Origin of the sequence: Vibrio toranzoniae, from assembly GCF_024347655.1 — a bacterium.
GTDB lineage: Bacteria > Pseudomonadota > Gammaproteobacteria > Enterobacterales > Vibrionaceae > Vibrio > Vibrio toranzoniae.
On sequence record NZ_AP025514.1, the window covers coordinates 3083830 to 3107768 of the forward strand.

Genomic DNA, 23939 nt, shown 5'->3' on the forward strand with positions numbered 1-23939 from the left:
ATTAATAAGCACCCAGTGCTAGAGAAAGTGGTATGACATCAGAAGAACAACAACGCACTCGTCAAGGAGTGTTGCTTGCCATTGGCGCTTACACGATGTGGGGCATCGCCCCTATATATTTCAAATCTTTAAGTGACGTATCCCCGCTAGAGATCCTTAGCCACCGTGTAGTATGGTCTTTTTTCCTACTCGCTTTCCTATTACACATTAGCCGCAGTTGGCGTAAGGTGCGTGACACCTTGACCTCAAAACCAAAAATGCTCTATTTGGTAGTGACTTCTACCTTGGTGGGTGCAAACTGGTTAATCTTTATTTGGGCGATTAACTCCAATCACATGCTCGATGCCAGTTTGGGGTATTACATCAACCCACTGATTAACGTGTTACTCGGGATGATCTTCCTTGGTGAACGCTTACGTAAACTACAATGGTTTGCGGTTGTACTGGCTGCAATTGGCGTATTAGTCCAATTGATTGCGTTTGGATCTGTACCAATCGTAGCGATAGCGCTGGCATTCAGTTTTGGGTTTTATGGATTGCTACGTAAAAAAGTCAGCTTAGAAGCGCAAACCGGCTTGTTCATCGAAACCTTGGTCATGCTACCTCTCGCAGCGACTTACTTATTGTTTATTGTCGATAGTCCAACTTCAGACCTCTCAGCAAACCCTATACAGCTCAACCTGTTACTGGTTGCTGCAGGCGTGATTACGACAATTCCATTACTGTGCTTTACCGGCGCTGCAACACGGTTGAAACTGTCGACACTCGGCTTCTTCCAATACATTGGCCCAAGCTTGATGTTCTTGTTAGCGGTACTGATTTATGGAGAAGCGTTTACTAGTGACAAAGCGATCACCTTTGCCTTTATTTGGGGAGCTCTCGTCATTTTCAGCTTTGATGGACTGCGTAACAACAAGCAGAATAGACTCGTGAAACAGTAGTACTGATCGTTTTTTACAAGACAATGGCTCACTACAAAGATAAGCTTGGTTGAATTGATGATAATTTGACCAAGCTTTTTTGTACCATGGATAAAGTCCACTACTACTCGACACCTAGCCAAGATATCAGCCTGATCCAAGCTCAATACCAAGAGTTTGCCTTTCAGCGCCACTATCATTTGGATTTTCACATCGGCCTAATCACTCAGGGTCAGCAAAAGTTTGTCTACAAGGGCACCAGCTACCACGCAGGCGCTGGGCAAGTGGTGATGATGCCACCAGATGAGCTGCATGACGGTCATTCCGAGTTAGAATCTGGTTATCAAGTCAGTGTTTTTTCTGTCTCCCCACAGTGGCTAGGCGATCTTGCCGATCAGAGGGAACATGGTCACACTTTAAGCTTTTCTGAGTTGATCCTCTCCGATCAAGCGACATTTTTACAATTGTGTAACTTACATGCTCTGCTAATCAATCCAAACATCAGCCAACTCGCTCAAGACTGCCTCCCTTATGAAGGTTTCTCAACCATTGTCGATCGCTATGTGAAATTTGGATCCAAAAGCCAAGTTCAATTAGGCATCCAATCTATCCATACCTTGAAAGAATATTTAATGGCAAATCTTGACCAGCCCGTTCGCTTAGAACAACTGTCTGATCTGTGCGACTTAACCACCACTCAATTCCAGCGTCATTTTAAAAATAAGATGGGCATAACACCCTACGCATGGCTAAGTCGTTTACGAATGGAACAAGGCATGCGACTGATTAAGTCTGGTGTTAGCGGCACCGAGGTGGCTCATCAAGTTGGATTTTACGATCAAGCCCATTTCTCAAAGGCATTTAAGACGGCATTCGGCGTTTCTCCCTCGAAAATTAACTAAGTGTTGATAATTTACAATTGAGTGATTGGAAATCGCGGTAAGCTGATCTCAACAAAACCCAACAGAAAAACCGAGTTATTGGAACCGATATGAACGAAGTCACCATCTTAGTCACCCTCGCCTCTATCCACTTTATTGCTTTGATGAGCCCTGGTCCTGATCTGGCTTTAGTTGTGCAAAACGCGACACGTCATGGACGCCAAACCGGTTTGTACATTGCACTTGGACTATCTTGCGGGATCCTACTGCATTCATTATTTAGCCTGACGGGAATTAGCTACCTCGTCCACCAGCAACCGACTCTGTTTTCCCTGATCCAGTTGGCAGGTGGTAGTTACTTACTTTACTTAGGTTTTGGTGCCCTTAGATCCACTTGGAACATCGTTCAACAGAGTGACGACCAAGCGGTCGAGACAAAAACCAAAGATCTGGTTATCGCAAATAAAAGAGAAGCCTTCTCGAAGGGCTTTGCGACCAATATCCTTAACCCAAAGGCCTTAGTGTTCTTCATCAGCTTGATGTCGAGCTTAGTCCCTGCGGATATGTCGCAGTCTGGCAAAGGAATTGCGCTCGTGATCCTATTTGGCCTATCGCTATTTTGGTTCTCACTATTGGCGTGGATGCTTTCTACTAAAGTGCTGCAAAAGAAGCTCAGCGAAGCAACTGTGTACATCGACGGGTTATGTGGTGTGGTATTTAGCATCATTGGCCTGAGTATTCTTTGGCAGTCGCTGTCTGGTTTGATCGCTTAAATTCGAATCAATATTACAATTCGTTAACAACGCACTGGCTATCTTATCTTTCCACTGCCAATCTAGCTCTGCATATGAAAAGGAGAAGATCATGCAGTGGAAAACAAAACTAACAACCCTCGCCACTTCTACCCTACTTTTTGCCTCTCACGTCAGTTGGGCAAATCAAGCTGCCGATTCCGTCGCACCCGAACAAAGTAGTGGTTTAGAAACCAAACAGCTCGTTAAAGCCAAGGATTGGATGGTCACCGCAGCCAACCCATTAGCAACCCAAGCGGGTGCCGATGTACTTGTTCGTGGTGGTAATGCCATTGATGCCATGGTTGCCGTGCAGCTGATGCTTGGCTTAGTAGAGCCGCAGTCATCAGGTATTGGCGGTGGCGCGTTCCTTGTTTATTTTGATGGCAAGGACAAGCAACTCAAAACCTACGATGGTCGTGAAACCGCACCACTTGATGCCACACCACGCCTATTCCAAGACGAAAACGGCCAACCGCTTAAATTTTACGATGCTGTGGTTGGCGGTCGCTCCGTTGCGACGCCAGGCACGGTGCAATTACTGTGGGATACTCACCAGAAATACGGCAAGTTAGAGTGGGCATCACTGATCAAACCTATCGCACAACTGGCTGAAAAAGGTTTTACCATCAGCCCACGTTTAGCCACCTTGATCGAAAATGACCAAGAGCGACTAAGCCGCTTTGCCACTACCAAAGCCTACTTCTTTAATGCCGATGGCAGCCCGAAAACCGCAGGTACTCAACTTAAGAACCCAGAATACGCCGCCACGTTAAACGCTATCTCAAAGGATGGAGCTAAGGCTTTCTATCAAGGTGAGATTTCTGCTGACATTATCAACACAGTACAAACAGCAAAAGGTAACCCGGGCGTATTGGCACAGAAAGACTTCGATGCGTATTCCATCAAGCCACGTGAACCAGTTTGTTCCGCTTATGAGAGTTACGATGTCTGTGGGATGGGGCCACCAAGCTCTGGTGCATTAACCGTTGGGCAGATCTTAGCAATGACCGAGCAGTTTGATCTGAAATCATGGGGACCGAACGACGTGAAATCTTGGCAAGTGTTAGCGGACGCTTCTCGCCTAGCCTTTGCTGATAGAGGCATGTACATGGCAGACCAAGATTACGTGCCAATGCCAACCCAAGGGTTAGTGAATACTGACTATTTACAGGAACGAGCCCAGTTAATTACTGCAGGTAAGGCATTAGACAGTGCGTCATCAGGCACCCCGCCGTGGGATCACGCAATGCAGAGAAGCCAAGATGTTTCTATTGAATTACCGTCCACTAGCCACTTCAATATTGTCGATAGCGATGGCAATATCGTATCGATGACCACCACCATTGAGAATGCATTCGGCTCACGCTTGATGGTGAGAGGCTTCCTGCTGAACAACGAACTAACGGATTTCTCATTCAAGACCCATAACGATGGCAAACCTATCGCCAACCGACTTGAACCGGGTAAGCGTCCGCGCTCTTCGATGGCTCCAACCATCATCATGCAAGATGATAAGCCTTACATGGCGATTGGTTCTCCGGGTGGTAGCCGTATCATAGGTTATGTAGCACAAGCCATCATTGCCCATGCCCAATGGGACATGGATATACAGCAAGCGATCAACCAACCGCACTTCCTAAACCGTTTCGGCACCCTAGATTTGGAAAAAGGAACATCGGCGGAAAACTTCAAACCTGAGCTAGAAAAGATGGGATTTGAAGTCAATATTCGCGATCTTAACTCGGGTTTACACGCCATTCGCATCACAAAAGATGGTCTAGAAGGGGCAGCAGACCCTCGCCGTGAAGGTGCCGCGATCGGCCAATAACGGAAAACACTCCCTTTTTACTCACTGTCTTGTGCGAGATCTCTTACAAGACAGTGAGCATATATCGATATTTAATGGAGAAAATAGGCAGGCGTTAACCACAAGTATTTGAAAATAAACACAATGTATATTTATTATTCAAATAATTATCTAGAAATTAGCCGGAGCCCCATTGCCGATAAGTAAGGAATGGGTAATATTAAAGGTGTCGGAAGGATGCTGACACGGAACAGGAAATACCACGGACTTGGTTATCTTCAGGATGAAGATTCGATTACTCAGGATGAATAATCGGCATGGATAGCGAAATGGACATTGAATGGACGCAATAGTAACTAGGATGGTTACTACTAAGGAAGACAATGGACACCTCTGGACGAGGAAAGGACTGAACATCAGGATGATGTAAAGGACACCGCTCAAGGAACAAGTGACGCGCGCTAACGAGGAATGTTGGCAGATCAGGATAAGATCAAGGACACCGCTAGGAAGGCGATGAAAGGAATACGCTGAAGGATGACAGCACACTATCATGGATTTGATGCATGGAGCACACTTAGTAGCCGGATTGCTGCGAGTAATACTATAGACCCCGATGAGCGCAAGCTCTCGGGGTTTTTCTTTATCTATACCGCTATTTATTGCTTTTCAATTGACCAACCCAATCGACCGGCCAACCGAACATAAAATACGTTTAATTATAATTCTGACATTTAAAGCATTCACTTCTTAACCACTTCAGAGTAACGTAAGTCTTACTAGCATCAATTAGTTTCATAACCATAATTAAATTAAGGACAATCTATGTCACACGTTACCTTCAAAGGTGCAGCTGTTCCCCTAACAGGCACATTCCCACAAACAGGCGAAAAGGCACCAAGCTTTGCACTGACTGCAGGCGACCTTTCTGAACTGACACTTGCTTCTCTTGCAGGCAAGAAAGTGGTTCTAAACATCTTCCCAAGCATCGATACTGCAACTTGTGCAACGAGCGTACGCACGTTCAACGCAAAAGCGGCAGAACTTGAGAACACGGTTGTTGTTTGTATTTCTGCTGACCTACCATTTGCTGCAGGTCGCTTCTGCGAACTAGAAGGCATTGAAGGCGTTCAACACGCTTCAACTTTCCGTGCTCCTACATTCGCATCAGACTACGGCGTAGCGATTGCTGAAGGCCCACTAGCAAGCCTAACAACACGTGCCGTTGTCGTTGTTGATGAGAAAGGTGTGGTAACACACAGCGAGTTAGTTGCAGAGATCACTGAAGAACCAAACTACGAAGCGGCACTTGCAGCACTGTAAGTCTCACTTTAAGGCAGTAATATCTTCAGCTTTTATTAACCTAATTTAGGTCGGTACAAAGCAATAAAAAGAGCAGCTATTGGCTGCTCTTTCTATTTTTAATAATGAACGATTTTTAGATACCGAGGTAGCAGATTAAAGCTGCTCTAATCGAGCGTAAGCCGTCACCAACCACTTGATGCCTTCACCGTTAAACGCGACTTGAACTCGGCTTTGTGGACCACTTCCCTCGAAGTTGATGATGGTACCTTCACCAAACTTAGGGTGCTTGACGCGAGAACCTAAACTAAAACCGGTCTCATTGAAGTTCTCTTTCACGGCGGTTTGGCTAAAGCGACCACTGCTTGCAGGACGGCTCACTTGCGCTTTCATACGCACTTCATCCAGACATGTCTCTGGTAGCTCACGAATAAAGCGTGATGGTTTGTGGTACTTGTCCTGACCGTACAAACGACGCATCTCAGCGTAAGTGATGTAAAGCTTCTCCATCGCACGGGTCATGCCTACATAGCAGAGGCGACGTTCTTCTTCCAAACGCCCTGCTTCTTCCGCTGACATCTGGCTTGGGAACATGCCTTCTTCGACACCTACCATGAATACCATTGGGAACTCTAGGCCTTTAGCGCTGTGCAGAGTCATGAGCTGAACCGCATCATCAAACTCATCAGCCTGACCTTCACCCGCTTCCAAAGCCGCATGAGTTAAGAACGCCGTCAGCATACTCATCTCATCCGCTTCTTCTGGCTTTTCAAACTGGCGCGTTGCCGTTACCAATTCTTCCAAGTTCTCAATACGTGCCTTCGACTTCTCACCTTTCTCTTGTTCGTACATCGCAAACAGACCCGACGATTTAATCACGTGGTCGGTTTGTTCATGCAGGCTAAGTTCTAGCGTGTCATCTTCAAGCGCATTAATCAGCTCGATAAAGCGACTCAATGCACCCGCAGCACGACCGGGTAGCACTTGCTCTTCTATCAAAGCAACACTGGCTTCCCACATGGTTGCACCACGATCACGCGCCGCAAGACGAATCGTCTCTAACGTTTTATCACCTAAGCCACGCGTTGGCGTATTGACGACACGTTCGAATGCCGCATCATTGCTGCGGTTACTCATTAAACGCAGATAGCTCAAGGCATCTCGGATTTCCTGACGCTCGAAGAATCGCATGCCACCGTAGATTCGGTAAGGCAGACCACCTTGAATAAGCGCTTCTTCAAGAACACGAGATTGGGCGTTATTACGATAAAGCATCGCGGTATCTTCTAGCGCACCGCCTTTCTCCTGCCACTCTTTGATCTTGCTAACCGTAAAACGCGCTTCATCTAGCTCGTTATACGCCGAGTAAACTGAGATTGGCTCACCATCGTTACCATCGGTCCACAACTCTTTACCCATACGCTCAGTGTTGTTCGAGATAAGCTCGTTCGACGCCTGCAGAATGGTTTTGGTTGAACGGTAGTTTTGTTCGAGTCGAACCGTTGAAGCACCTGGGAATTCATCCAAGAACTTCTGAATATTTTCGATTTTTGCACCACGCCAGCCATAGATAGATTGGTCATCATCACCCACGATCATCACGCGACAATCTGGGCCTGCCATCATCCGCAACCAAGCATATTGGATGTTGTTGGTATCTTGGAATTCGTCGACAAGAATGTGCTTAAAGCGAGCTTGGTAGTGCTCTCGGATGTGTTTCTTATCGCGCAATAGTTCATGCGATCTCAACAAGATTTCAGCAAAGTCGACCAAGCCAGCACGATCGCATGCCTCTTGGTAAGCAGAGTAAATCTTTAACCACGTTTGAGTTATTGGATCATGGTAGGCATCAATGTGACTTGGGCGTAACCCTTCGTCTTTTTTGCCATTGATCCACCAAGAAGCTTGCTTGGCTGGCCACTGCTTTTCATCAAGGTTTTGCGCTTTGATTAAACGGCGTAGCAAACGAACCTGATCATCAGAATCAATGATTTGGAAATCTTCTGGCAGCTTTGCATCTAAGTAGTGAGCACGAAGGATGCGGTGACAAATACCGTGGAAAGTGCCGTTCCACATGCCTGACGAACTCCCCATCATCAACTCTTCAATACGGCCACGCATCTCTGCTGCCGCTTTGTTGGTGAAGGTGACTGACATGATAGAAAACGGTGAGGCTTGCTCTACGCTTTGCAGCCAAGCGATACGATGCACCAACACTCGCGTTTTACCACTACCAGCACCTGCCAGAATAAGTAGGTTTTCTAAAGGTGCTGCGACCGCCTCACGTTGTTTGTCGTTTAGGCCATCGAGTAAAAGCGAAGGATCTATCATTGGATATGCTCACTACTGGGTATTTATACATAAAAGTTGATTATAACCTAAACACTAAGCTGCGTTTAGGGGAATAAGAAGAAAAAATATCCAAAATTTAACAAAATAAAATCAACAACTTAAATGTAGACGTACAACTAACATCGATAAACTCTGCAATGTGGTGAAATTATTTCCAAGTTATGCCTATCTTCTTAGGTAAGCACGTTAACAATTCATTAACCTGCGATGCGTGAATAATATTAAATTTAGAGGGAATGACTATGAAAAGTTCTAATATTGCTGTTACAGCTGCCATCACAAGTGTACTCGCGTTCGGCGGTGCCGTTCTTACATCAGCACCTGCGGAAGCAGCAGCAAAAGAAAAATGCTACGGCGTGGCAAAAGCTGGCCAAAATGATTGTGCAACCAAAACAAGTTCGTGTGCAGGTACAGCAAAAGAAGACAACCAATCCGATGCATTCGTAGTCGTTCCTAAAGGACTGTGTGGCAAATTATCGGGTGGTAGTACTCAACCATCATAATTGAGCTGCTTAGTATGGTGGGCTGATATTCAGCTCACCTCCACTTTCCATTAGGAGAACCGTTGTGACTCAAACTCTTCACTCCAACGCAGGGGTTGGCCTTAGAACACCGCACTTGGACTTCTTTAGCCACAATCCAGCTTTAGTAAGTTGGTTAGAGGTTCACAGCGAAAACTACTTTTTAGCTCAATCACCACAACGCCAACAACTCAGAGAAATTCGTAATGCCCACAACATCAGTTGCCACGGTGTAGGACTGTCTCTTGGTTCTGTTGATCGTATCAACCCACATCATCTGTCTCAGTTAACAGCCCTGATTGATGATATCGAACCTTTCTTGGTTTCTGACCATCTCAGCTGGAGTCAGACTGGTGGTCATTACTTCAATGACTTGTTACCGCTGCCTTATACCGAAGAAGCGCTAGAGATCTTTTGTCGCAATGTCATCGAGGTACAAGACAGCCTGCAACGCCCGATGTTGATTGAGAACCCATCGAGTTACCTTGCCTTCAAACATTCAACCATCCCAGAATGGGAATTTTTGGCTGAGGTCCAGAAGCGCACCGAGTGTCGTCTACTGCTCGATTTCAACAATATTTTTGTTTCATCTTTTAATCATGGCTTCAGCTGCGCCGAGTATCTCAGTGGAATACCGGCAGACAAAGTGGAAGAGATTCACTTGGCAGGTTTCACTAAGAAGAAACTCGAACAAGGTGAGATCTGGATAGACACCCACAGTAAACCTGTTTGTGATGAAGTGTGGCAACTCTACACTGACTGGGTTGCACAACATGGTTTGCGCCATACCTTAATCGAATGGGATCTCGATATCCCAGAACCACAAGTTTTATTGGCTGAAGCAGCCAAAGTCAGTGACATCTTGTATCAACACAACAAGTTCAACCAAAGGAGTCGCGCATCATGAGCCACTCCCTATCAGATGTTCAATTAGAGTTTGCTAACGCCCTACGCTACCAAAACAATGGTGAGCACTGCGACATAGTGAGCGACCATTTTACGGATGAACAGCGAATCCAGATTTACCGTAATAACTTTGTGATCAGCTTGAGCGAAGTTCTGGCAGCAACCTACCCACTCACGGAAATGTTGGTTGGTGAAGAGTGCTTCCAACAGATGGCTCGTCAACATGTCCTAAGTTATCCATCGACCTCTGGTGATGTCAGTGGTTACGGTGAACACTTTGAACAGACTATCCAAGCCTTTCCTGCCGTTATTGAGGCTGCACCTTATCTCGGTGAAGTGGCTTTGTATGAATGGCAGAAAGACAGCTTGGTAAGGTTTACGTCCCAAGTACATGTCGACCAAAGGCCTCTTTCTTATTTAGCGGATGTATCAAAAGAACAACAAGGCGCTATAGTTTTCCATCTCAAAGACTCAATAACACTAATCAATTCTAGCTATACGATTATCGCGCTTGAGCAAGCTATCTACCAGCAACAACTCGACGGGTTAGACATCAACCAACCTGAATTTGGGGTGTTAATCCGAGCTGAGAATTCACAGGTTGAGAGCCATGGTTTAAGTAAAGAAAGCCACCAACTCCTCACTGAATTGCAATCAGGTCGAACACTCTCAGCTATCGATCCTTTACTACTACAACATCTGAATGCTGTCATGGCACTTAATGTCATCTCAGGTTTTTCAATTAATGCCGAATGGGAGACATAATATGGATAACAACACAGTCACGAACATGATGGCTCAATACGACAATTTGATTGAGAAATCACAGGCACTTTTTGTTCCAGTGCTTCTGCTATTTTGTCGCCTTTGGGTGGCGTGGGTGTTCTTTAATTCTGGGCTGACTAAGATAGCCACTTGGGATAGCACCCTTTACTTATTTGAGTTGGAGTACCAAGTACCGCTGCTGCCTTGGGAATTAGCCGCTTACATGGGTACTGCCGCTGAATTGATTCTACCGGTGTTCTTAGCGATCGGCTTATTAACACGACCGATGTCTGCAGTGCTATTCGTTTTTAATATCATTGCTGTCGTTTCATACCCGGTGTTGTGGGCGCAAGGCTTCTACGATCATCAGCTTTGGGGATTAATGATTCTTATCGTTATCGTGTGGGGCGCAGGGCCATTCTCGCTTGATAGAATGTTGAAATCTCAGTTCAGGGGCTAGAGTGCTTTTGCATAGCCCTTAGACTTATATGCATCGAGAACGCAAAAAGCCACTCAATAGAGTGGCTTCTTTTTTGACTGGGATAAATTATTTGCTTAGAAAAGCTTGTAGATCTTCGGCAGAAATACCTTGTTCTGCTAGCTCTTTTGCTAATAGCTGAACCTGCTCACCTTTACGAGACTCTATCACACGCTGAAATTGGTAAATGATATCTCGCAAAGTATCGATTGGAACTTGTTTTGCCGCACTGCGAATACGCTCTTCACTTTGGTTACCTAGCTCTTTAAGCAGTTTACCAAACATAACCTTTTCAGGTGCATCTTCCATTTGTTCTAAGATGCGCGCCATTTCGTAGGTTGTTAATGACATTACAGTATTTTCCGTTGGGTACTAACGTTTCAATGAGTGACAAATATACCATGTTTTAGGGTTTCGAAAACCGCCATTTGTATATTTTGTCACCCTTGTAAATTATGCCTTGGCAAACGTCGTATGCCACGACCTACCCGCTTTGCTCGCAAGCACTAACAAAGCTGGAACAATCAGGAACATTTGTAGCGCAATCATTACCTGTGATGTTAAATCAAGACGTTGCATGGTACCCACAAGAAGTCCTGAACCACTCATTTGGAATAAGCCAAGTAGCGCAGCTGCGGTACCCGCACGGTCACCAAAAGGTTCTAGAGCTTTACCTGCCGCTGCACCAAGAATCCAAGCAAAACCTACCGACGACAAGAAGATCGGTAACATGAACGCGATAGCCGTGGCTTGATTTGCAAGCACCAGCATAATCACACCCGCTAAGCCAAGCATTGAGATACCAATAATAAGCGCCCTGTAAGTACCAAAACGATCCATGAACTTAGGAGCGGTAAAGGCTGCCGCAATATTAATAACCGCGTTAACACCAAACCACAAGGTAAACTCATTCATCGTCAAACCTAGGTTTTCCATCAGCACAACCGGTGCAGAAGTAACATAAGCAAGAATGACTGCCATCGCCATCAAGCACAATGTCGCATGGAAGATGAATGATGGTGTTTTCAATACCGACCAGTAACGCTCTAGTTTGAACACCGCAACCTTTTCTGTGGTGGGGTTAGACTCTTTCATTTGGAAAAACAAAATGGTACCAACCACAACAGCGAAGCCAGCCATAAAGCTAAAGTTCGATCGCCAACCAAACTGTTGAGTCAACCAAGCACCAAGAATAGGAGCCAATGCAGGAATAAAGCAGATCGCACCATTAAGGTAACTGATCATTCGACCACTCCTATGAGGGCCAAATAGATCGCGAACCGTTGCAAAGGCTGCTACAGAAGTCGCACAAGCTCCTAAGCCTTGCAGCAGCCGAGCTATTAACATCATATCAATCGATTGAGCTGCCCACGCCAAGCAAGCACTCAATGCATAGATACTAATACCTCCCAATGCAACGGTTCGACGTCCTAACTTATCAGCTAAAGGGCCAGCAAACAGTTGGCCGACACCCATGGCAAATAAAAACCAAGTTATCGTATCTTGTGCTAGTGCATGTTCCACGTGAAACGCTGTCGAAATTTGTGGCAGAGCTGGTAAATAGATATCAATAGCCAAGGGGCTAAATAGAACCAACATTGCCAATAAAGCAACCTGCAGTTTACTAGGGGTTGGAAGCGCGTTAGAAGGCACAAGATTCTCCGGATGAGTTAATTTCGGTGCATAATAACCAACTAAAGATATGAACAAAAATGGCATATACTCATTAGCATTATTCCAAATAGGAAACTCACATGAATATAGAAAAACTGTCACGCCTCGACCTAAACTTATTAGTTTGTCTTCAGGTACTGATAGAAGAGCTGAGTGTCACTCGCACCGCACAACGTTTGTGCTTGAGCCAATCAGCGGTGAGTAAGTCATTAGCAAAACTTCGTGAGCAATTTAATGACCCCCTTTTCACACGCAGTGCTCATGGTCTACGACCAACACCAAAAGCGGTTTTCCTCAAACCTCGATTGGAAACGTTAATCAACCAGCTTGATGTACTTACCCAACCAGAGACTTTTACTCCCAATAACAGCGACCACAGTTTTCATATTGCGGCTGTAGAAAGTGTCTACCCGCTGATTCTTCCTCACTTTTTACCTGCGATATTTAGGCAGGCCCCAAAAGTTAACATCAACACTCACACTTGGTCAGAACAAACGTTTAAAAAACTACAGCTTGGTGAGTTGGATATTGGTCTAACGGGAAAAGATATAGACATCAACGATGCTAGGCTAACCATGCAGCCACCAGATGATATCTGTGAGCAAGAGATCTATCGTGATGCGCAAATGTGTGTACTAAGACGTAACCATCCAGCCTTAACTGGCAAATGGGACTTAGATACTTACCTTGCACAACGGCATGTGCAAGTCAGGTGCGATGGAAATGACCGCTGGTTGCTAGATTATAAACTGGCAGACATGGGGCACCAACGCGATATCGCTATCTCGGTACCAGACTTCAATAGCGCCGCAAGCTTGTGTACTTATACTGATTTTGTATTTACTGCACCAAGCCACTTTACTTATCTTGTTGCCAAACAACTTGACCTAGTGGTGGTCCCTTTACCAATGGAATTCCCTCCGATGGCTTACACTTTGTTTTGGCACCGTGACAGAGAAAACGACCCAGCACTAACTTGGCTGCGAGATATCATAAAAGAAAAAACCCTGCACCTTAGATAAAAATGGCGTTCAGCATTTGCAGCAAACGAACAAAAGCGCTAGCTTATTGACCTAGTCCCCTCATAGGTATATCTACTGTGGGCGCTAATAAGGACCCTAACAATAAGGATAAACACAGATGCACAATATCACTGCTGAACGCGTTGCTGCGGTTCGATCTTGGCTTGAATCAAACCACTTAGATGCCGTGATCATTCCACACGAAGACGAATATCTAGGAGAATACGTTCCAGCTCATAACGAGCGACTGCATTGGTTAACCGGCTTCACTGGTTCTGCAGGTGCAGCGGTTATCACTCGTGAGAACGCTGCTATATTTGTTGATGGTCGCTATACCGTTCAGGTTCGTAAGCAGGTACCAGCAGAGCTGTTTGAATATCGCCACCTTATTGAAGAACCCGCTTTAGATTGGATCATCAATTCTTTACCACAAGGCAGTAAGGTTGCATTCGATCCACGCATGCACACCTCAGCTTGGTTGAAAGGCACACAAGAAAAACTGGCAGACAAAGTTGAGCTAACAGCACTCTCTTCTAATCCAATAGATCAGCTTTGGTCTGATCGCCCAGAACCTGTCGTATCTGATGTTCGTCTAATGGCAACAGACGCCGTTGGTCAGTCAAGTACAAGCAAGCGCGCTGAGATTACACGCTTACTCAAGATAAAAGGTGCTGATGCGGCTATTCTTACTGAACTCGATTCAATCTGTTGGTTGCTTAACATTCGTGGTTTGGATGTCTCTCGACTACCTGTTGTGTTATCCAACGCGATCATTCATGCCGATGAAAGCGTCGATTTCTTCTTAGACCCAGCGCGTATCCCTGCAGGCTTTAAAGCACACGTCGGTAATGGTATTCGTGTCTCTCACCCATCAGAGCTTGAATCCTGCCTTGAATCTTTAGCAGACAAAAATGTATCGGTCGATTCAGGTACCAGTAACGCTTGGTACACACTTGTTCTGCAAAACGCTGGCGCACATATCATTGAAGCAGCAGACCCATGCTTAATGCCAAAAGCCGCGAAGAATGAAACTGAAATTGCCGGCATGAAGGCGTGTCACATTCGTGATGGTGTTGCGATGGCGAAGTTCTTGTCTTGGATTGATGCAGAAGTGGCGCAGGGCAACCTACACAACGAAGCAGTCTTGGCTGATAAAGTACAATCATTCCGTGAACAAGACCCAACACTGATGGACCTAAGCTTTGACACGATATCAGCAGCTGGCGGAAACGCAGCAATGTGTCACTACAACCATGAGAACCAACCTGAACCAGGTCAGCTAGAACTGAATACTTTGTACCTAGTCGATTCAGGCGGTCAGTACCTAGATGGCACCACTGATATCACTCGCACTATCGCGATTGGTCAACCAAGCGACGAAATGATCCAGCAATTCACTCTCGCACTGAAAGGTCACATCGGTATTGCACGTGCTCGTTTCCCACAGGGTACTCGTGGTTGCCAACTGGATATCCTAGCGCGTCAGCACTTATGGGCTGAAGGGTTCGATTACGATCACGGTACTGGTCACGGTGTTGGGCATTTTTTAAGTGTTCATGAAGGTCCGCAAAGTATCTCTAAAAAGCTGGTTGACGTACCTCTTGTTGAAGGCATGGTGTTATCAAACGAACCGGGTTATTACCGTGCTGATGAGTTCGGTATCCGTATAGAAAATCTAGAGCTGGTTGTTGAGCTTCCAACTCAAGGTGACTTCTCAGTACTGACTTTTGAATCACTAACGCGTTGCCCTATCGATAAACGCAACATCAACGTCGATTTGCTAACTCGACCTGAACTGGCGTGGCTCAACGACTACCATCAAAAAGTATGGCACGATCTTAGCCCATTAGTTGAAGGTGATACGTTGGAATGGTTGCGCCAATCAACGACTCCATTAGCTCACGCATAAGGTTTAGCTAGCTTATTAACTGAACCAAAACGCACTTACTAAGTTAAATAAAAAGTGACAATAGAAAACGGCTACCTAACAGGTAGCCGTTTTTGTTTGTCTGTATCAATACATCTAAACTAATGTTTCACGTGGAACATTAGTTTAGATGTTAATTAGCCTGAGTAAGCGCTATGCCAATCGCGCCACACTGGATCAAACCCGCGTTGACGAATCATAGCCTCAACATCAGCTGCATTTCTCTCATCACTTATCTCAAACTGCTCAAGTTCTTCTTCGCCCGAAGCATAACCGCCAGGTTGGGTTTTCGAAGCCGCCGACATACTTGTTATTCCCAATGGCAACACATTGTCGCGGAACGTTGCAGACTCACGAGTCGAAAGGGATAACTCAACCTCTGGGTTTAACAATCGATACGCGCAGATAAGTTGAACCAACTGTTTATCGCTCATAACAGACTTAGGTTGTAGACCACCATTGGCATCTCCCCCCTCACAAGGACGAAGGCGCGGGAACGAAATCGAGTAACGAGTTTGCCAGTAAGTACGTTCTAGGTAATCTAAGTGAGCAGCAACAAAGAAGCAGTCGGTTCGCCAATCTTCCAAACCAATCAAGGCTCCAATACCTATCTTATCGATACCCGCCTTTGCCAATCGATCGGGAGTTTCGAGGCGGTACTCAAAATCCATTTTATTGCCACGCAGATGATGCTCCGCGTAGGTTCTTGGTTGATAGGTCTCTTGGTAAACCATCACCGCATCTAAGCCGAGAGTTTTAAGTTCTGCGTAATCATGCTGGTCAAGCGGTTGAACTTCCATCGCAAGGTAGTTGAATTGTTTTTTGATATTCGGCAACACCTGTCGGAAGTAATTCATTCCAACCTTAGTTTCATGTTCACCGGTGACCAACAAAACACTATCAAACTTCATCTTTTTGATAGCTGCACTTTCAGCATCAATTTCATCCAAGGTTAATGTACGACGCTTGATACGGTTCTCCATCGAAAAACCACAATACGTACACGCATTCGCGCACAAGTTAGATAGATACAAAGGAATATAAAGCGACATCGTATTACCGAACCGCTTACGCGTTAGCGCCAGCGATTGTTGTGCCATCTGCTCTAAGTAAGGTTCCGCTGCCGGAGAGATCAAAGCCTTAAAATCTTCTAAGTCTCGTTTGGGTTTACTCAACGCGCGTTCAACATCCGCCGCCGTTTTACTGAAGATAGACATACCAATGTCATCCCAGTTGAGTTGTTTAAATCGATCAACAAACGTCATAATAATACTACTCATCTAGGAATGAAGTTAGCGGGCTTGAAGCAACCGCGTGAGATACTTTTCCAGCGAGACCAGCAAGGTAAGCCATTCGACCCGCTTCGACTGCCAGTTTAAAGGCAATCGCCATATCAACAGGTTGTTGTGAGGCTGCAATTGCCGTATTCACTAACACAGCATCTGCACCCATTTCCATTGCACGCGCCGCATGTGATGGCGCTCCGATGCCAGCATCCACAATCACAGGGACGTTCGCTTGGTCGATAATGATCTCTAGGAAGTCGGCTGACGCGATTCCCTTATTAGAACCGATGGGTGCACCGAGTGGCATCACAGCAGCACAGCCTACCTTTTCTAAGCGCTTACACAGAACAGGGTCGGCGTGGCAATAAGGCAACACAACGAAGCCATCTTTCACCAACTGCTCAGCAGCGTTAAGTGTCTCGATTGGGTCTGGCATCAAGTATTTTGGATCCGGGTGAATCTCAAGTTTTAGCCAGTTTGTGCCTAGCGCTTCACGAGCCAAATGCGCAGCAAAGATGGCATCTTTTGCATTCTTCGCGCCAGAGGTATTCGGAAGTAGATTAACGCCAGCATCAATAATGGGCTGTAAAATATCATCTTGCTCAGAACGAATATCGACTCTCTTTAGCGCCATGGTTGCCAGTTGAGAACCGGAAGCCTCGATAGCACTCGCCATCAAATGCTTGTTTGCGAACTTGCCGGTTCCAGTGAACAGACGTGATTGAAACGTTTTATCTGCGATGGTTAACATGGTTAGCCCCCTGCAATAGCTTGGAAAAGAGAGATGGAATCACCTTCGTTGACGATGGTTTGTTGCCATTGACTGCGTGGTACAACCGCGTTATTGATAGCAAACACACACCCCAAATCAGGTAGCGATAGTGCTTGGATGATGTCTGAAAGAGACGACGATTGCGCGACCTGCTCTGGTTGCTCGTTTATAGAAATAGTTATGTGGCTCATTGTGCTTCTTCTTCTAGGTGTTGGATCGCAGTTGTGTGGCAAACCGGACATTCGCTATCTTGCGTGATCATTAGGTTTTGCCAGTTCATGGTCTGGCCATCGAACAGCTTTAGCTGATGCGTTGCGACTTTAAACTCGCCACCACTAATACGCTGAATAGCAGCAAGCGCTTGGAGATTACCTATAGTGCCGACCACTGGACCAATGATGCCGCTATCACTACAACGCGTTGTTTGTGGATGGTGCTCAAACGGGAAAATGCAGTGGTAACACCCTTTCTGATTCTGATAATCAAAGACAATAAATTGACCTTTCCAGCCGATTGCAGAACCCGATATCAAAGGTGTATTCGCTTTAAAACAAGCTCGGTTAACCTGCTGGCGTGACGCGAAGTTGTCAGTACAATCCAACACGAGATCAGCTAACATTACTTCTAATTCAAGTTGGCTGTCACTCATTCGTTGATTGATGGTTCTTACTTGGCTTCGGTCATTGAGCTCATTCAGTTGTTGTTTGAGTGCTTCAACCTTAGGTGAACCTAATTGGCTTTCCTTGAACGCTACCTGTCTCTGCAGGTTGGACGAATCAACACAATCGTCATCGACCAACACGATTCTTCCGACACCAGAAGCTGCGAGATAGAGAGCAGCGGCATTACCTAAACCGCCGCAACCAATCACCAACACATGGCTGTTTAACAGGTTTCGTTGCCCTTGCTCACCCACCTCAGGTAATGCAATTTGTCGTTGGTAACGGATGAACTCAAAGTCACTCAGCATAGCTAGGCTCCCGCATAACCTCATTACTCGTCATTGAAGACCTAGGAGCCATCAGCTTATCGAAGAATTCGATCACTTCTTGTGGGGCTTCCGCTAATGTAATCGCACGTACAACCGCTAAGCTCGATACACCACAATCCCAAACCTGTGCAGCTGTCGATTGGTCAATACCGCCAATAGCAACCGTAGGATAACCAGTAAGTTCTTCTGTGTATGGGATGGTATCAATTAGCTGCTGGTACAGAGATAAACGTACCAAGCCTTGAGGCTTTGATGGCATCTGTTTCGTCGTAGTCGGAAATATATGGCCTAATGCAATGTAGCTTGGATTGATTTGGACGATGCGCAGCAACTCATAATAACCATGAGTAGATAAACCGATCTTAATGCCCGCTTGGCTCAGTTGGGAAAGGTTTGATTCTTCAATATCCTCTTGCCCAAGGTGCACACCAAAAGCACCATGCTTGAGTGCAAGCTGCCAGTAATCGTTAATAAAAACCTGCGCGTTATGTTCTCGACCAAGTTCGATCGATCGTGCGACTTGTTGCTCTAAATCGGCTTGTTGAGGGTTCTTAATACGCAGTTGGACGGTGTTAATCCCAAGCTTAAGCAACCTTTCTATCCACTCAACGTCATCAACAACCGGGTATAAGCCGAGGCTATTCTTTGTTAACTCAGGGAAAGAAAGTGATATACCTTGGTTGGCCCAACCAACACTGATATCCAATCGTTCATCTTCTAGAACAGGGATAGGAAAATTTTGATAGTGTGTAGGCCATGTTCCACGTGAAACATTCGATGCAGCACGAGCTAAAACCAACGCGTCTTCCAATGGAAATTCCAACGCCAATAAAGTAAGTAACCAAGCAAAGTGGCCACGACTATCTAATTCTTGAGGAGCTGTTGTTTCACTCTTGATAACACGATTAACATCTAAGTGTGACCAGATATCTAACACAGCTGAATCATCGGAGACTCCGATATAGACGGTGTTCGAAGCTTGAGTCAAAGCAGCACACACATCGGTCAACGCAACTGAATTACTGTAATCAACAACATGGTTCAGTTGCGCTAACTGACACTCCGCCAATGAATCAATATCATGAGCAAAGCCAATAGATAGTGCCTGTTGAGCATCAACGATAGAGAAGTATCGAGTTGGGCTTACACCCAACTCAACTGCATCAGTTGCTAAACCTTGTCGTTTAGCAACCAATAGACAGTTTTGAACCTCCCCCGTTAACTCGATGTATTGAGATGGGATGAGAATCTTCACTGTCATTATTCCTCTAATTGAGCTTCTTTTGCGCCTACAGCAGGGTGATAGAGTTCAGAGCCAGTATCACGGAACTCTTGTGATTTTTGACGCATACCCTCCAACGGGTTATCTAGCATCTTAATCTCGATAGCCTGATCAGCCGCTACTTGTTCTGTGTCTTTCGCATACTCTCGAACTTCTTGAGAAATCTTCATCGAGCAGAACTTAGGTCCACACATAGAGCAGAAGTGAGCGACCTTGCCCGACTCTTGTGGCAGAGTTTCATCGTGGAAAGAACGTGCTGTTTCTGGATCTAAAGCTAGATTAAATTGGTCTTCCCAACGGAACTCAAAACGAGCTTTAGATAATGCATTATCTCGGATTTGTGCGCCCGGATGCCCTTTTGCCAAATCTGCAGCATGTGCGGCCAGCTTGTAAGTAATTAAGCCGGTCTTCACATCTTCTTTATTTGGTAAACCTAAATGCTCTTTAGGGGTTACGTAACAAAGCATCGCACAACCGTACCAACCTATCATCGCCGCACCAATGCCAGAGGTAATGTGGTCATAACCCGGTGCGATATCTGTCGTCAGCGGGCCTAATGTATAGAAAGGCGCTTCATGGCAGTGCTCTAACTGCTCGTCCATGTTCTCTTTGATAAGATGCATAGGTACATGTCCAGGACCTTCAATGATCACCTGAACGTCGTATTCCCAAGCCACTTTAGTTAACTCACCTAGAGTACGTAACTCTGAGAATTGAGCCTCATCGTTGGCATCTGCAATAGAGCCAGGACGCAGACCATCACCTAATGAAAGAGCCACATCGTACTTCGCACAAATCTCACAGATCTCACGGAAGTGTGTGTATAGGAAGCTTTCTTGGTGATGTGCAAGACACCATTTCGCGATAATAGAGCCACCACGAGAGACAATGCCAGTCACACGTTTAGCCGTCATAGGCACGTAGCGAAGCAGTAAACCTGCGTGAATAGTGAAGTAATCAACGCCCTGCTCTGCTTGTTCAATCAAGGTATCGCGCATCACTTCCCAGTTGAGGTCTTCGGCTACGCCATTCACTTTTTCAAGCGCTTGATACATAGGAACCGTACCAATTGGTACTGGGCTGTTACGCAGGATCCATTCACGAGTCTCGTGGATATTACGGCCAGTAGAAAGGTCCATTACAGTATCGCCGCCCCAGCGAGTTGACCATACTAGCTTCTCAACTTCTTCTTCAATTGAAGAGCTTACTGATGAGTTACCGATATTGGCGTTCACTTTCACTAAGAAGTTTCGGCCAATAATCATCGGCTCAGATTCGGGGTGGTTAATGTTTGAAGGGATAATAGCGCGACCTTCAGCAACCTCTTTACGTACGAACTCAGGGGTAATTTCTTTCGGTAGGTTTGCGCCAAAGTTATGGCCAGGGTGTTGATGGTTCAGTTGTTCATCAGCAAACTTCTGACGCCCCATGTTCTCACGTATTGCAATGTACTCCATCTCAGGAGTGATAACTCCCTGACGAGCATAATGCAGTTGAGTTACACATTGGTCGCCAGTAGCGCGACGAATTCTAGGCAGGTTTCCGTAACGAAGGTCGTCTAGGGTTTCATCTTCTAAACGTTCTTTGGTGTAAACAGAGCTTACATCATCGAGCAGTTCAGTATCGCCACGCTCTTCAATCCATTGCTCTCGCAACTTAGGAAGGCCGCTATAAAGGTCTATTTCATGCGTAGGATCGGTATAAACACCTGAGGTATCGTAGACATGAATAGGCTCGTTAGGCTCGAATACGGGCTCTTTTTTGCTGCCACCAACCAAGCTATCAGCGAGTGATATTTCTCGTACAGGTACTTGAAGGTCCTCTCGAGATCCTTGAATGTAAGCCTTTTTCGAATTTGGGTAAGGTTGTACGGATAAAGAATCAATGAAATTCTTCGCTTCCAGTCTTGCTTGTTTACGACTCGACATAGCATTTTTCCTTGGCTTTTAGCCATTATTTATAGGGATAAAAAATGCTTGACGGATTAGATGCTACAAGAGGGATCACGGTAAGAAATACAGTAGTGATCTGGAGATAGATCTCTAGAAGGTTTCTAGTTAGATATCTACTCTTGTTCCCTTCGCAGGTATTAGCCTGATCAGGTTCAACGGATCCCGAGTTAACGGTCTCAGCCATATGGCACTCCGACAAGTATGATCGAGTATATAAAAACGGCTTAGATAAACCAAGCCGAGTTGTTAACAAATCGTAAGAAAACTTTAAGACTTTATCAAAAGTTGGAAGCCGATCCATGCTGCTGAGATACTGAGAACCACATTTAGCAGTACATTGATCCCCATCTTAAAAAATGCACCCTGCTGCATAAGAAGCACGTTATCCATCGAAAATGTAGAAAACGTCGTCAGTGCACCTAGGAAACCTAGACCGATAATCTGTCTCCATGGTTCCGTTGCGAGTATCTCATTTTCAAATGCCGCAATAAGTAATCCCATGATAAAGGAACCAATAACGTTAACAGTTAGCGTACCATAAGGAAAACCACGCCCTAACATCACCACACATAACTCTGAAATCAAATAACGTGAGCAAGCACCAAATGCCCCACCAATGGCAATAAAACCTAAAATAGATAACTGACCCATGAACCCTCCCAAACAGTATCCCTACATTCTAACTTTACCGCCGATAAAAGCGAGGGTAGAAACTAAGAATATATGCGCAAATATTAAACGTTACAGGTGTCACTTAACTTCAATATATCCCATTAAACCCGTTTTCATGTGTTCTATAACATGACAGTGATACATCCAGCGACCAGGGTTGTCGGCAACAAATGCCGCTTTCGCTCGGCCATTTTTCCCAAGTAGCACAGTATCAGTATGGAAAGGTTCTTCTATTTTTTTTCCATCAAGTTCCAATACAGTGAATGTATGACCATGAATATGAATTGGGTGATGATATTGAGTGACGTTCTTAAGATCGAATATGTAGGTTTTGCCTAGGTCTAAAGTCGCCAACGGCTCAGGGATATTGCCTTTGCTCATCCCCTCCCATGCTCGTTTATTAGTAAGCCAAAACTTAGGCATGGACTTCCCATCTTTAGAAACTGGTGAAACCGCCCCTTCCCACTCGAACACAAAGTCGATCTCTTCAGCATTAGCTAAATCTAAATTGGGTACAGGATTAAGGGGTAAAGAAGGTAGAGAGCGACTCTCAACAAGGGAGGAACCTACAACTTCGAACTCACATAAAGAGAAAGGAAAACGCCCCTTCATTTGAAGGACGTTCACTCGCTCACCAGCTTTAGGTGCTATCAGACCGAGATCAACACGCATACCTGGGCCAATTTTGTGTTGAGTCAGCTTATAAGGTGTCTTTACAGGGTTGCCATCGATGGCAATGACCCATGCTTCAGCCCCTTCAATAGCAATCGGATAGGTAATCGTGTTATCAACATTAGCGATACGTAGCCTAGTCGTTGCATACTGCTTCAGTTGATAGGTGGGTTCATGTACTCCATTAACACTACTCCACTCACCAGGAGTGCCCATACGAGCACTGAGACGTGGGATCATTAAGTCTTTCCATTGACCTTGCTTGTCGATATGCCAATGTTTAAGCATCAATACGTGTTCTTCGTCAAACTGCACTGGAGTGCTTTCTTCTACAACAATAAGGCCAACCAAACCCATACCAAGCTGCTTGACGCTGTTCATGTGTGGGTGATACCAAAATGTGCCGGCATCTGGCGGTATAAACTCATAAATGAAGGTTTCACCCGGCATTATCGGTGGTTGGCTCAAGAAAGGAACCCCGTCCATTTCGATTGGAATTCGCAGACCATGCCAGTGAATGGTCGTTGGCTCTGAAAGCTTATTAGTAAAACGAATTGTGACCTTCTCACCCTGTCGACATCGAATCATCGGAGCAGGAATATGACCATTAAAGGCTAAAACATTGGTATCAAACCCCGCGACTAACTCAGCCGTTGAAGATTCAGCAGTTAAGTCATAAACATACTTTCCTTGTTCATCAACAGACCGCTTCATTGAACAAGCAGGTAGGACTATTAGTGCAGATATAGCGAGGGATGATTGAATAAACTTACGACGGGAAATATCCATATTTGTTGCCTTTTAGTAATAACGACTAAAATGTAACAAAATATTGAGAACAATTCTCATAAAGAAATTTAGTTTGTGCTATTTATTGTTTATAAAAGAAGCAAAGTAAGTGAGTGCTTACATTTTTAAGACTAGGTTTTATTAAAATAGGAATTATCGACTAAAAAATAGAAA

Annotated in this window: 22 protein-coding genes and 1 riboswitch; of the genes, 11 read left to right on the plus strand and 11 right to left on the minus strand. The window is 45.3% G+C overall.

Features of this window, described 5'->3' with window-relative positions; genetic code table 11:
- The first annotated feature begins 32 nt into the window (after window positions 1-32).
- The 5 genes from rarD to tpx all read left to right on the plus strand — a co-directional run bounded on the left by rarD (window position 33) and on the right by tpx (window position 5725).
- Window positions 33-941 (plus strand): EamA family transporter RarD, encoded by a 909-nt coding sequence (rarD, locus tag OCU50_RS14045; RefSeq protein ID WP_060468866.1) that lies wholly within the window; start codon window positions 33-35, stop codon window positions 939-941.
- A gap of 86 nt (window positions 942-1027) precedes the next feature.
- Complete coding sequence (locus OCU50_RS14050; RefSeq protein WP_060468867.1) at window positions 1028-1822, plus strand: helix-turn-helix transcriptional regulator; 795 nt, start codon at window positions 1028-1030, stop codon at window positions 1820-1822.
- An 89-nt stretch (window positions 1823-1911) separates the two neighbouring features.
- Window positions 1912-2574 carry a LysE family translocator gene (locus tag OCU50_RS14055; RefSeq protein WP_060468868.1) on the plus strand — a complete coding sequence of 221 codons (663 nt, stop codon included), beginning with the start codon at window positions 1912-1914 and terminating at the stop codon, window positions 2572-2574.
- A 91-nt stretch (window positions 2575-2665) separates the two neighbouring features.
- Window positions 2666-4423 carry a gamma-glutamyltransferase gene (gene ggt / locus OCU50_RS14060; RefSeq protein ID WP_060468869.1) on the plus strand — a complete coding sequence of 586 codons (1758 nt, stop codon included), beginning with the start codon at window positions 2666-2668 and terminating at the stop codon, window positions 4421-4423.
- Between the two features lie 804 nt (window positions 4424-5227).
- Window positions 5228-5725: a thiol peroxidase gene (gene tpx / locus OCU50_RS14065; RefSeq protein ID WP_060468870.1), complete on the plus strand. Its 498-nt coding sequence runs from the start codon at window positions 5228-5230 to the stop codon at window positions 5723-5725.
- 135 nt (window positions 5726-5860) lie between these two features.
- On the opposite strand, the gene uvrD is transcribed toward tpx, so the two are convergent.
- Window positions 5861-8035, minus strand: a complete 2175-nt coding sequence (uvrD, locus tag OCU50_RS14070) for a DNA helicase II (protein ID WP_060468871.1) — start codon at window positions 8033-8035, stop codon at window positions 5861-5863.
- 263 nt (window positions 8036-8298) lie between these two features.
- On the opposite strand from uvrD, the gene OCU50_RS14075 reads away from it, so the two are divergent.
- The 4 genes from OCU50_RS14075 to OCU50_RS14090 all read left to right on the plus strand — a co-directional run bounded on the left by OCU50_RS14075 (window position 8299) and on the right by OCU50_RS14090 (window position 10708).
- Window positions 8299-8559, plus strand: a complete 261-nt coding sequence (locus tag OCU50_RS14075; protein ID WP_060468872.1) for a BufA1 family periplasmic bufferin-type metallophore — start codon at window positions 8299-8301, stop codon at window positions 8557-8559.
- 64 nt (window positions 8560-8623) lie between these two features.
- The gene (gene bufB / locus OCU50_RS14080; protein WP_060468873.1) at window positions 8624-9484 is read left to right on the plus strand and encodes an MNIO family bufferin maturase; all 861 of its coding nucleotides are present in this window, start codon (window positions 8624-8626) and stop codon (window positions 9482-9484) included.
- On the plus strand, window positions 9481-10248 hold the full coding sequence (locus OCU50_RS14085; RefSeq protein ID WP_060468874.1) for an HvfC/BufC N-terminal domain-containing protein: 768 nt from the start codon (window positions 9481-9483) through the stop codon (window positions 10246-10248). Before bufB ends, OCU50_RS14085 begins: the two co-directional genes overlap by 4 nt.
- A 1-nt stretch (window position 10249) precedes the next feature.
- Window positions 10250-10708 (plus strand): DoxX family protein, encoded by a 459-nt coding sequence (locus OCU50_RS14090; RefSeq protein WP_060468875.1) that lies wholly within the window; start codon window positions 10250-10252, stop codon window positions 10706-10708.
- An 87-nt stretch (window positions 10709-10795) separates the two neighbouring features.
- Here OCU50_RS14090 and tsrA read toward each other — a convergent pair whose 3' ends face one another.
- Together tsrA and OCU50_RS14100 are read right to left on the minus strand one after the other, a co-directional pair.
- Window positions 10796-11077, minus strand: coding sequence for an H-NS-like global regulator TsrA (tsrA, locus tag OCU50_RS14095; RefSeq protein WP_017055283.1), 282 nt, complete (start codon window positions 11075-11077; stop codon window positions 10796-10798).
- Window positions 11078-11179: 102 nt separating this feature from the next.
- Window positions 11180-12379, minus strand: coding sequence for a multidrug effflux MFS transporter (locus OCU50_RS14100; protein ID WP_060468885.1), 1200 nt, complete (start codon window positions 12377-12379; stop codon window positions 11180-11182).
- Between the two features lie 101 nt (window positions 12380-12480).
- On the opposite strand from OCU50_RS14100, the gene OCU50_RS14105 reads away from it, so the two are divergent.
- Together OCU50_RS14105 and OCU50_RS14110 are read left to right on the plus strand one after the other, a co-directional pair.
- The gene (locus OCU50_RS14105) at window positions 12481-13422 is read left to right on the plus strand and encodes a LysR family transcriptional regulator (RefSeq protein ID WP_060468876.1); all 942 of its coding nucleotides are present in this window, start codon (window positions 12481-12483) and stop codon (window positions 13420-13422) included.
- Between the two features lie 118 nt (window positions 13423-13540).
- Complete coding sequence (locus tag OCU50_RS14110) at window positions 13541-15331, plus strand: aminopeptidase P family protein (protein ID WP_060468877.1); 1791 nt, start codon at window positions 13541-13543, stop codon at window positions 15329-15331.
- A 155-nt stretch (window positions 15332-15486) separates the two neighbouring features.
- On the opposite strand, the gene thiH is transcribed toward OCU50_RS14110, so the two are convergent.
- From thiH to OCU50_RS14150, 8 genes are all read right to left on the minus strand, one after another.
- Complete coding sequence (thiH, locus tag OCU50_RS14115; protein WP_060468878.1) at window positions 15487-16614, minus strand: 2-iminoacetate synthase ThiH; 1128 nt, start codon at window positions 16612-16614, stop codon at window positions 15487-15489.
- Between the two features lie 7 nt (window positions 16615-16621).
- Window positions 16622-17386, minus strand: coding sequence for a thiazole synthase (locus OCU50_RS14120; protein ID WP_060468879.1), 765 nt, complete (start codon window positions 17384-17386; stop codon window positions 16622-16624).
- Between the two features lie 2 nt (window positions 17387-17388).
- Entirely contained in the window at window positions 17389-17598 is a 210-nt protein-coding gene (gene thiS, locus OCU50_RS14125; protein WP_019820040.1) for a sulfur carrier protein ThiS, read from the minus strand.
- Complete coding sequence (locus tag OCU50_RS14130) at window positions 17595-18377, minus strand: HesA/MoeB/ThiF family protein (protein WP_060468880.1); 783 nt, start codon at window positions 18375-18377, stop codon at window positions 17595-17597. The genes thiS and OCU50_RS14130 overlap by 4 nt, the downstream gene beginning before the upstream one ends.
- Window positions 18367-19659: a thiamine phosphate synthase gene (locus OCU50_RS14135; protein WP_060468881.1), complete on the minus strand. Its 1293-nt coding sequence runs from the start codon at window positions 19657-19659 to the stop codon at window positions 18367-18369. The genes OCU50_RS14130 and OCU50_RS14135 overlap by 11 nt, the downstream gene beginning before the upstream one ends.
- On the minus strand, window positions 19659-21608 hold the full coding sequence (gene thiC, locus OCU50_RS14140; protein ID WP_060468882.1) for a phosphomethylpyrimidine synthase ThiC: 1950 nt from the start codon (window positions 21606-21608) through the stop codon (window positions 19659-19661). The genes OCU50_RS14135 and thiC overlap by 1 nt, the downstream gene beginning before the upstream one ends.
- Before the next feature lie 130 nt (window positions 21609-21738).
- A riboswitch (TPP riboswitch) is annotated at window positions 21739-21837 on the minus strand.
- A gap of 62 nt (window positions 21838-21899) precedes the next feature.
- Window positions 21900-22283: a fluoride efflux transporter CrcB gene (gene crcB, locus OCU50_RS14145; RefSeq protein ID WP_060468883.1), complete on the minus strand. Its 384-nt coding sequence runs from the start codon at window positions 22281-22283 to the stop codon at window positions 21900-21902.
- Window positions 22284-22382: 99 nt separating this feature from the next.
- Complete coding sequence (locus OCU50_RS14150; protein WP_060468884.1) at window positions 22383-23765, minus strand: multicopper oxidase family protein; 1383 nt, start codon at window positions 23763-23765, stop codon at window positions 22383-22385.
- Window positions 23766-23939: the final 174 nt, after the last annotated feature.

Excerpts from the sequence above, each read along its gene's own strand:
- rarD (WP_060468866.1), top strand. The coding sequence starts at position 33 with ATGACATCAGAAGAACAACAACGCACTCGTCAAGGAGTGTTGCTTGCC.
- OCU50_RS14050 (WP_060468867.1), top strand. The coding sequence starts at position 1,028 with ATGGATAAAGTCCACTACTACTCGACACCTAGCCAAGATATCAGCCTG.
- OCU50_RS14055 (WP_060468868.1), top strand. The coding sequence starts at position 1,912 with ATGAACGAAGTCACCATCTTAGTCACCCTCGCCTCTATCCACTTTATT.
- ggt (WP_060468869.1), top strand. The coding sequence starts at position 2,666 with ATGCAGTGGAAAACAAAACTAACAACCCTCGCCACTTCTACCCTACTT.
- tpx (WP_060468870.1), top strand. The coding sequence starts at position 5,228 with ATGTCACACGTTACCTTCAAAGGTGCAGCTGTTCCCCTAACAGGCACA.
- uvrD (WP_060468871.1), bottom strand. The coding sequence starts at position 8,035 with ATGATAGATCCTTCGCTTTTACTCGATGGCCTAAACGACAAACAACGT.
- OCU50_RS14075 (WP_060468872.1), top strand. The coding sequence starts at position 8,299 with ATGAAAAGTTCTAATATTGCTGTTACAGCTGCCATCACAAGTGTACTC.
- OCU50_RS14085 (WP_060468874.1), top strand. The coding sequence starts at position 9,481 with ATGAGCCACTCCCTATCAGATGTTCAATTAGAGTTTGCTAACGCCCTA.
- OCU50_RS14090 (WP_060468875.1), top strand. The coding sequence starts at position 10,250 with ATGGATAACAACACAGTCACGAACATGATGGCTCAATACGACAATTTG.
- tsrA (WP_017055283.1), bottom strand. The coding sequence starts at position 11,077 with ATGTCATTAACAACCTACGAAATGGCGCGCATCTTAGAACAAATGGAA.
- OCU50_RS14105 (WP_060468876.1), top strand. The coding sequence starts at position 12,481 with ATGAATATAGAAAAACTGTCACGCCTCGACCTAAACTTATTAGTTTGT.
- OCU50_RS14110 (WP_060468877.1), top strand. The coding sequence starts at position 13,541 with ATGCACAATATCACTGCTGAACGCGTTGCTGCGGTTCGATCTTGGCTT.
- thiH (WP_060468878.1), bottom strand. The coding sequence starts at position 16,614 with ATGACGTTTGTTGATCGATTTAAACAACTCAACTGGGATGACATTGGT.
- OCU50_RS14120 (WP_060468879.1), bottom strand. The coding sequence starts at position 17,386 with ATGTTAACCATCGCAGATAAAACGTTTCAATCACGTCTGTTCACTGGA.
- thiS (WP_019820040.1), bottom strand. The coding sequence starts at position 17,598 with ATGAGCCACATAACTATTTCTATAAACGAGCAACCAGAGCAGGTCGCG.
- OCU50_RS14130 (WP_060468880.1), bottom strand. The coding sequence starts at position 18,377 with ATGCTGAGTGACTTTGAGTTCATCCGTTACCAACGACAAATTGCATTA.
- OCU50_RS14135 (WP_060468881.1), bottom strand. The coding sequence starts at position 19,659 with ATGACAGTGAAGATTCTCATCCCATCTCAATACATCGAGTTAACGGGG.
- thiC (WP_060468882.1), bottom strand. The coding sequence starts at position 21,608 with ATGTCGAGTCGTAAACAAGCAAGACTGGAAGCGAAGAATTTCATTGAT.
- crcB (WP_060468883.1), bottom strand. The coding sequence starts at position 22,283 with ATGGGTCAGTTATCTATTTTAGGTTTTATTGCCATTGGTGGGGCATTT.
- OCU50_RS14150 (WP_060468884.1), bottom strand. The coding sequence starts at position 23,765 with ATGGATATTTCCCGTCGTAAGTTTATTCAATCATCCCTCGCTATATCT.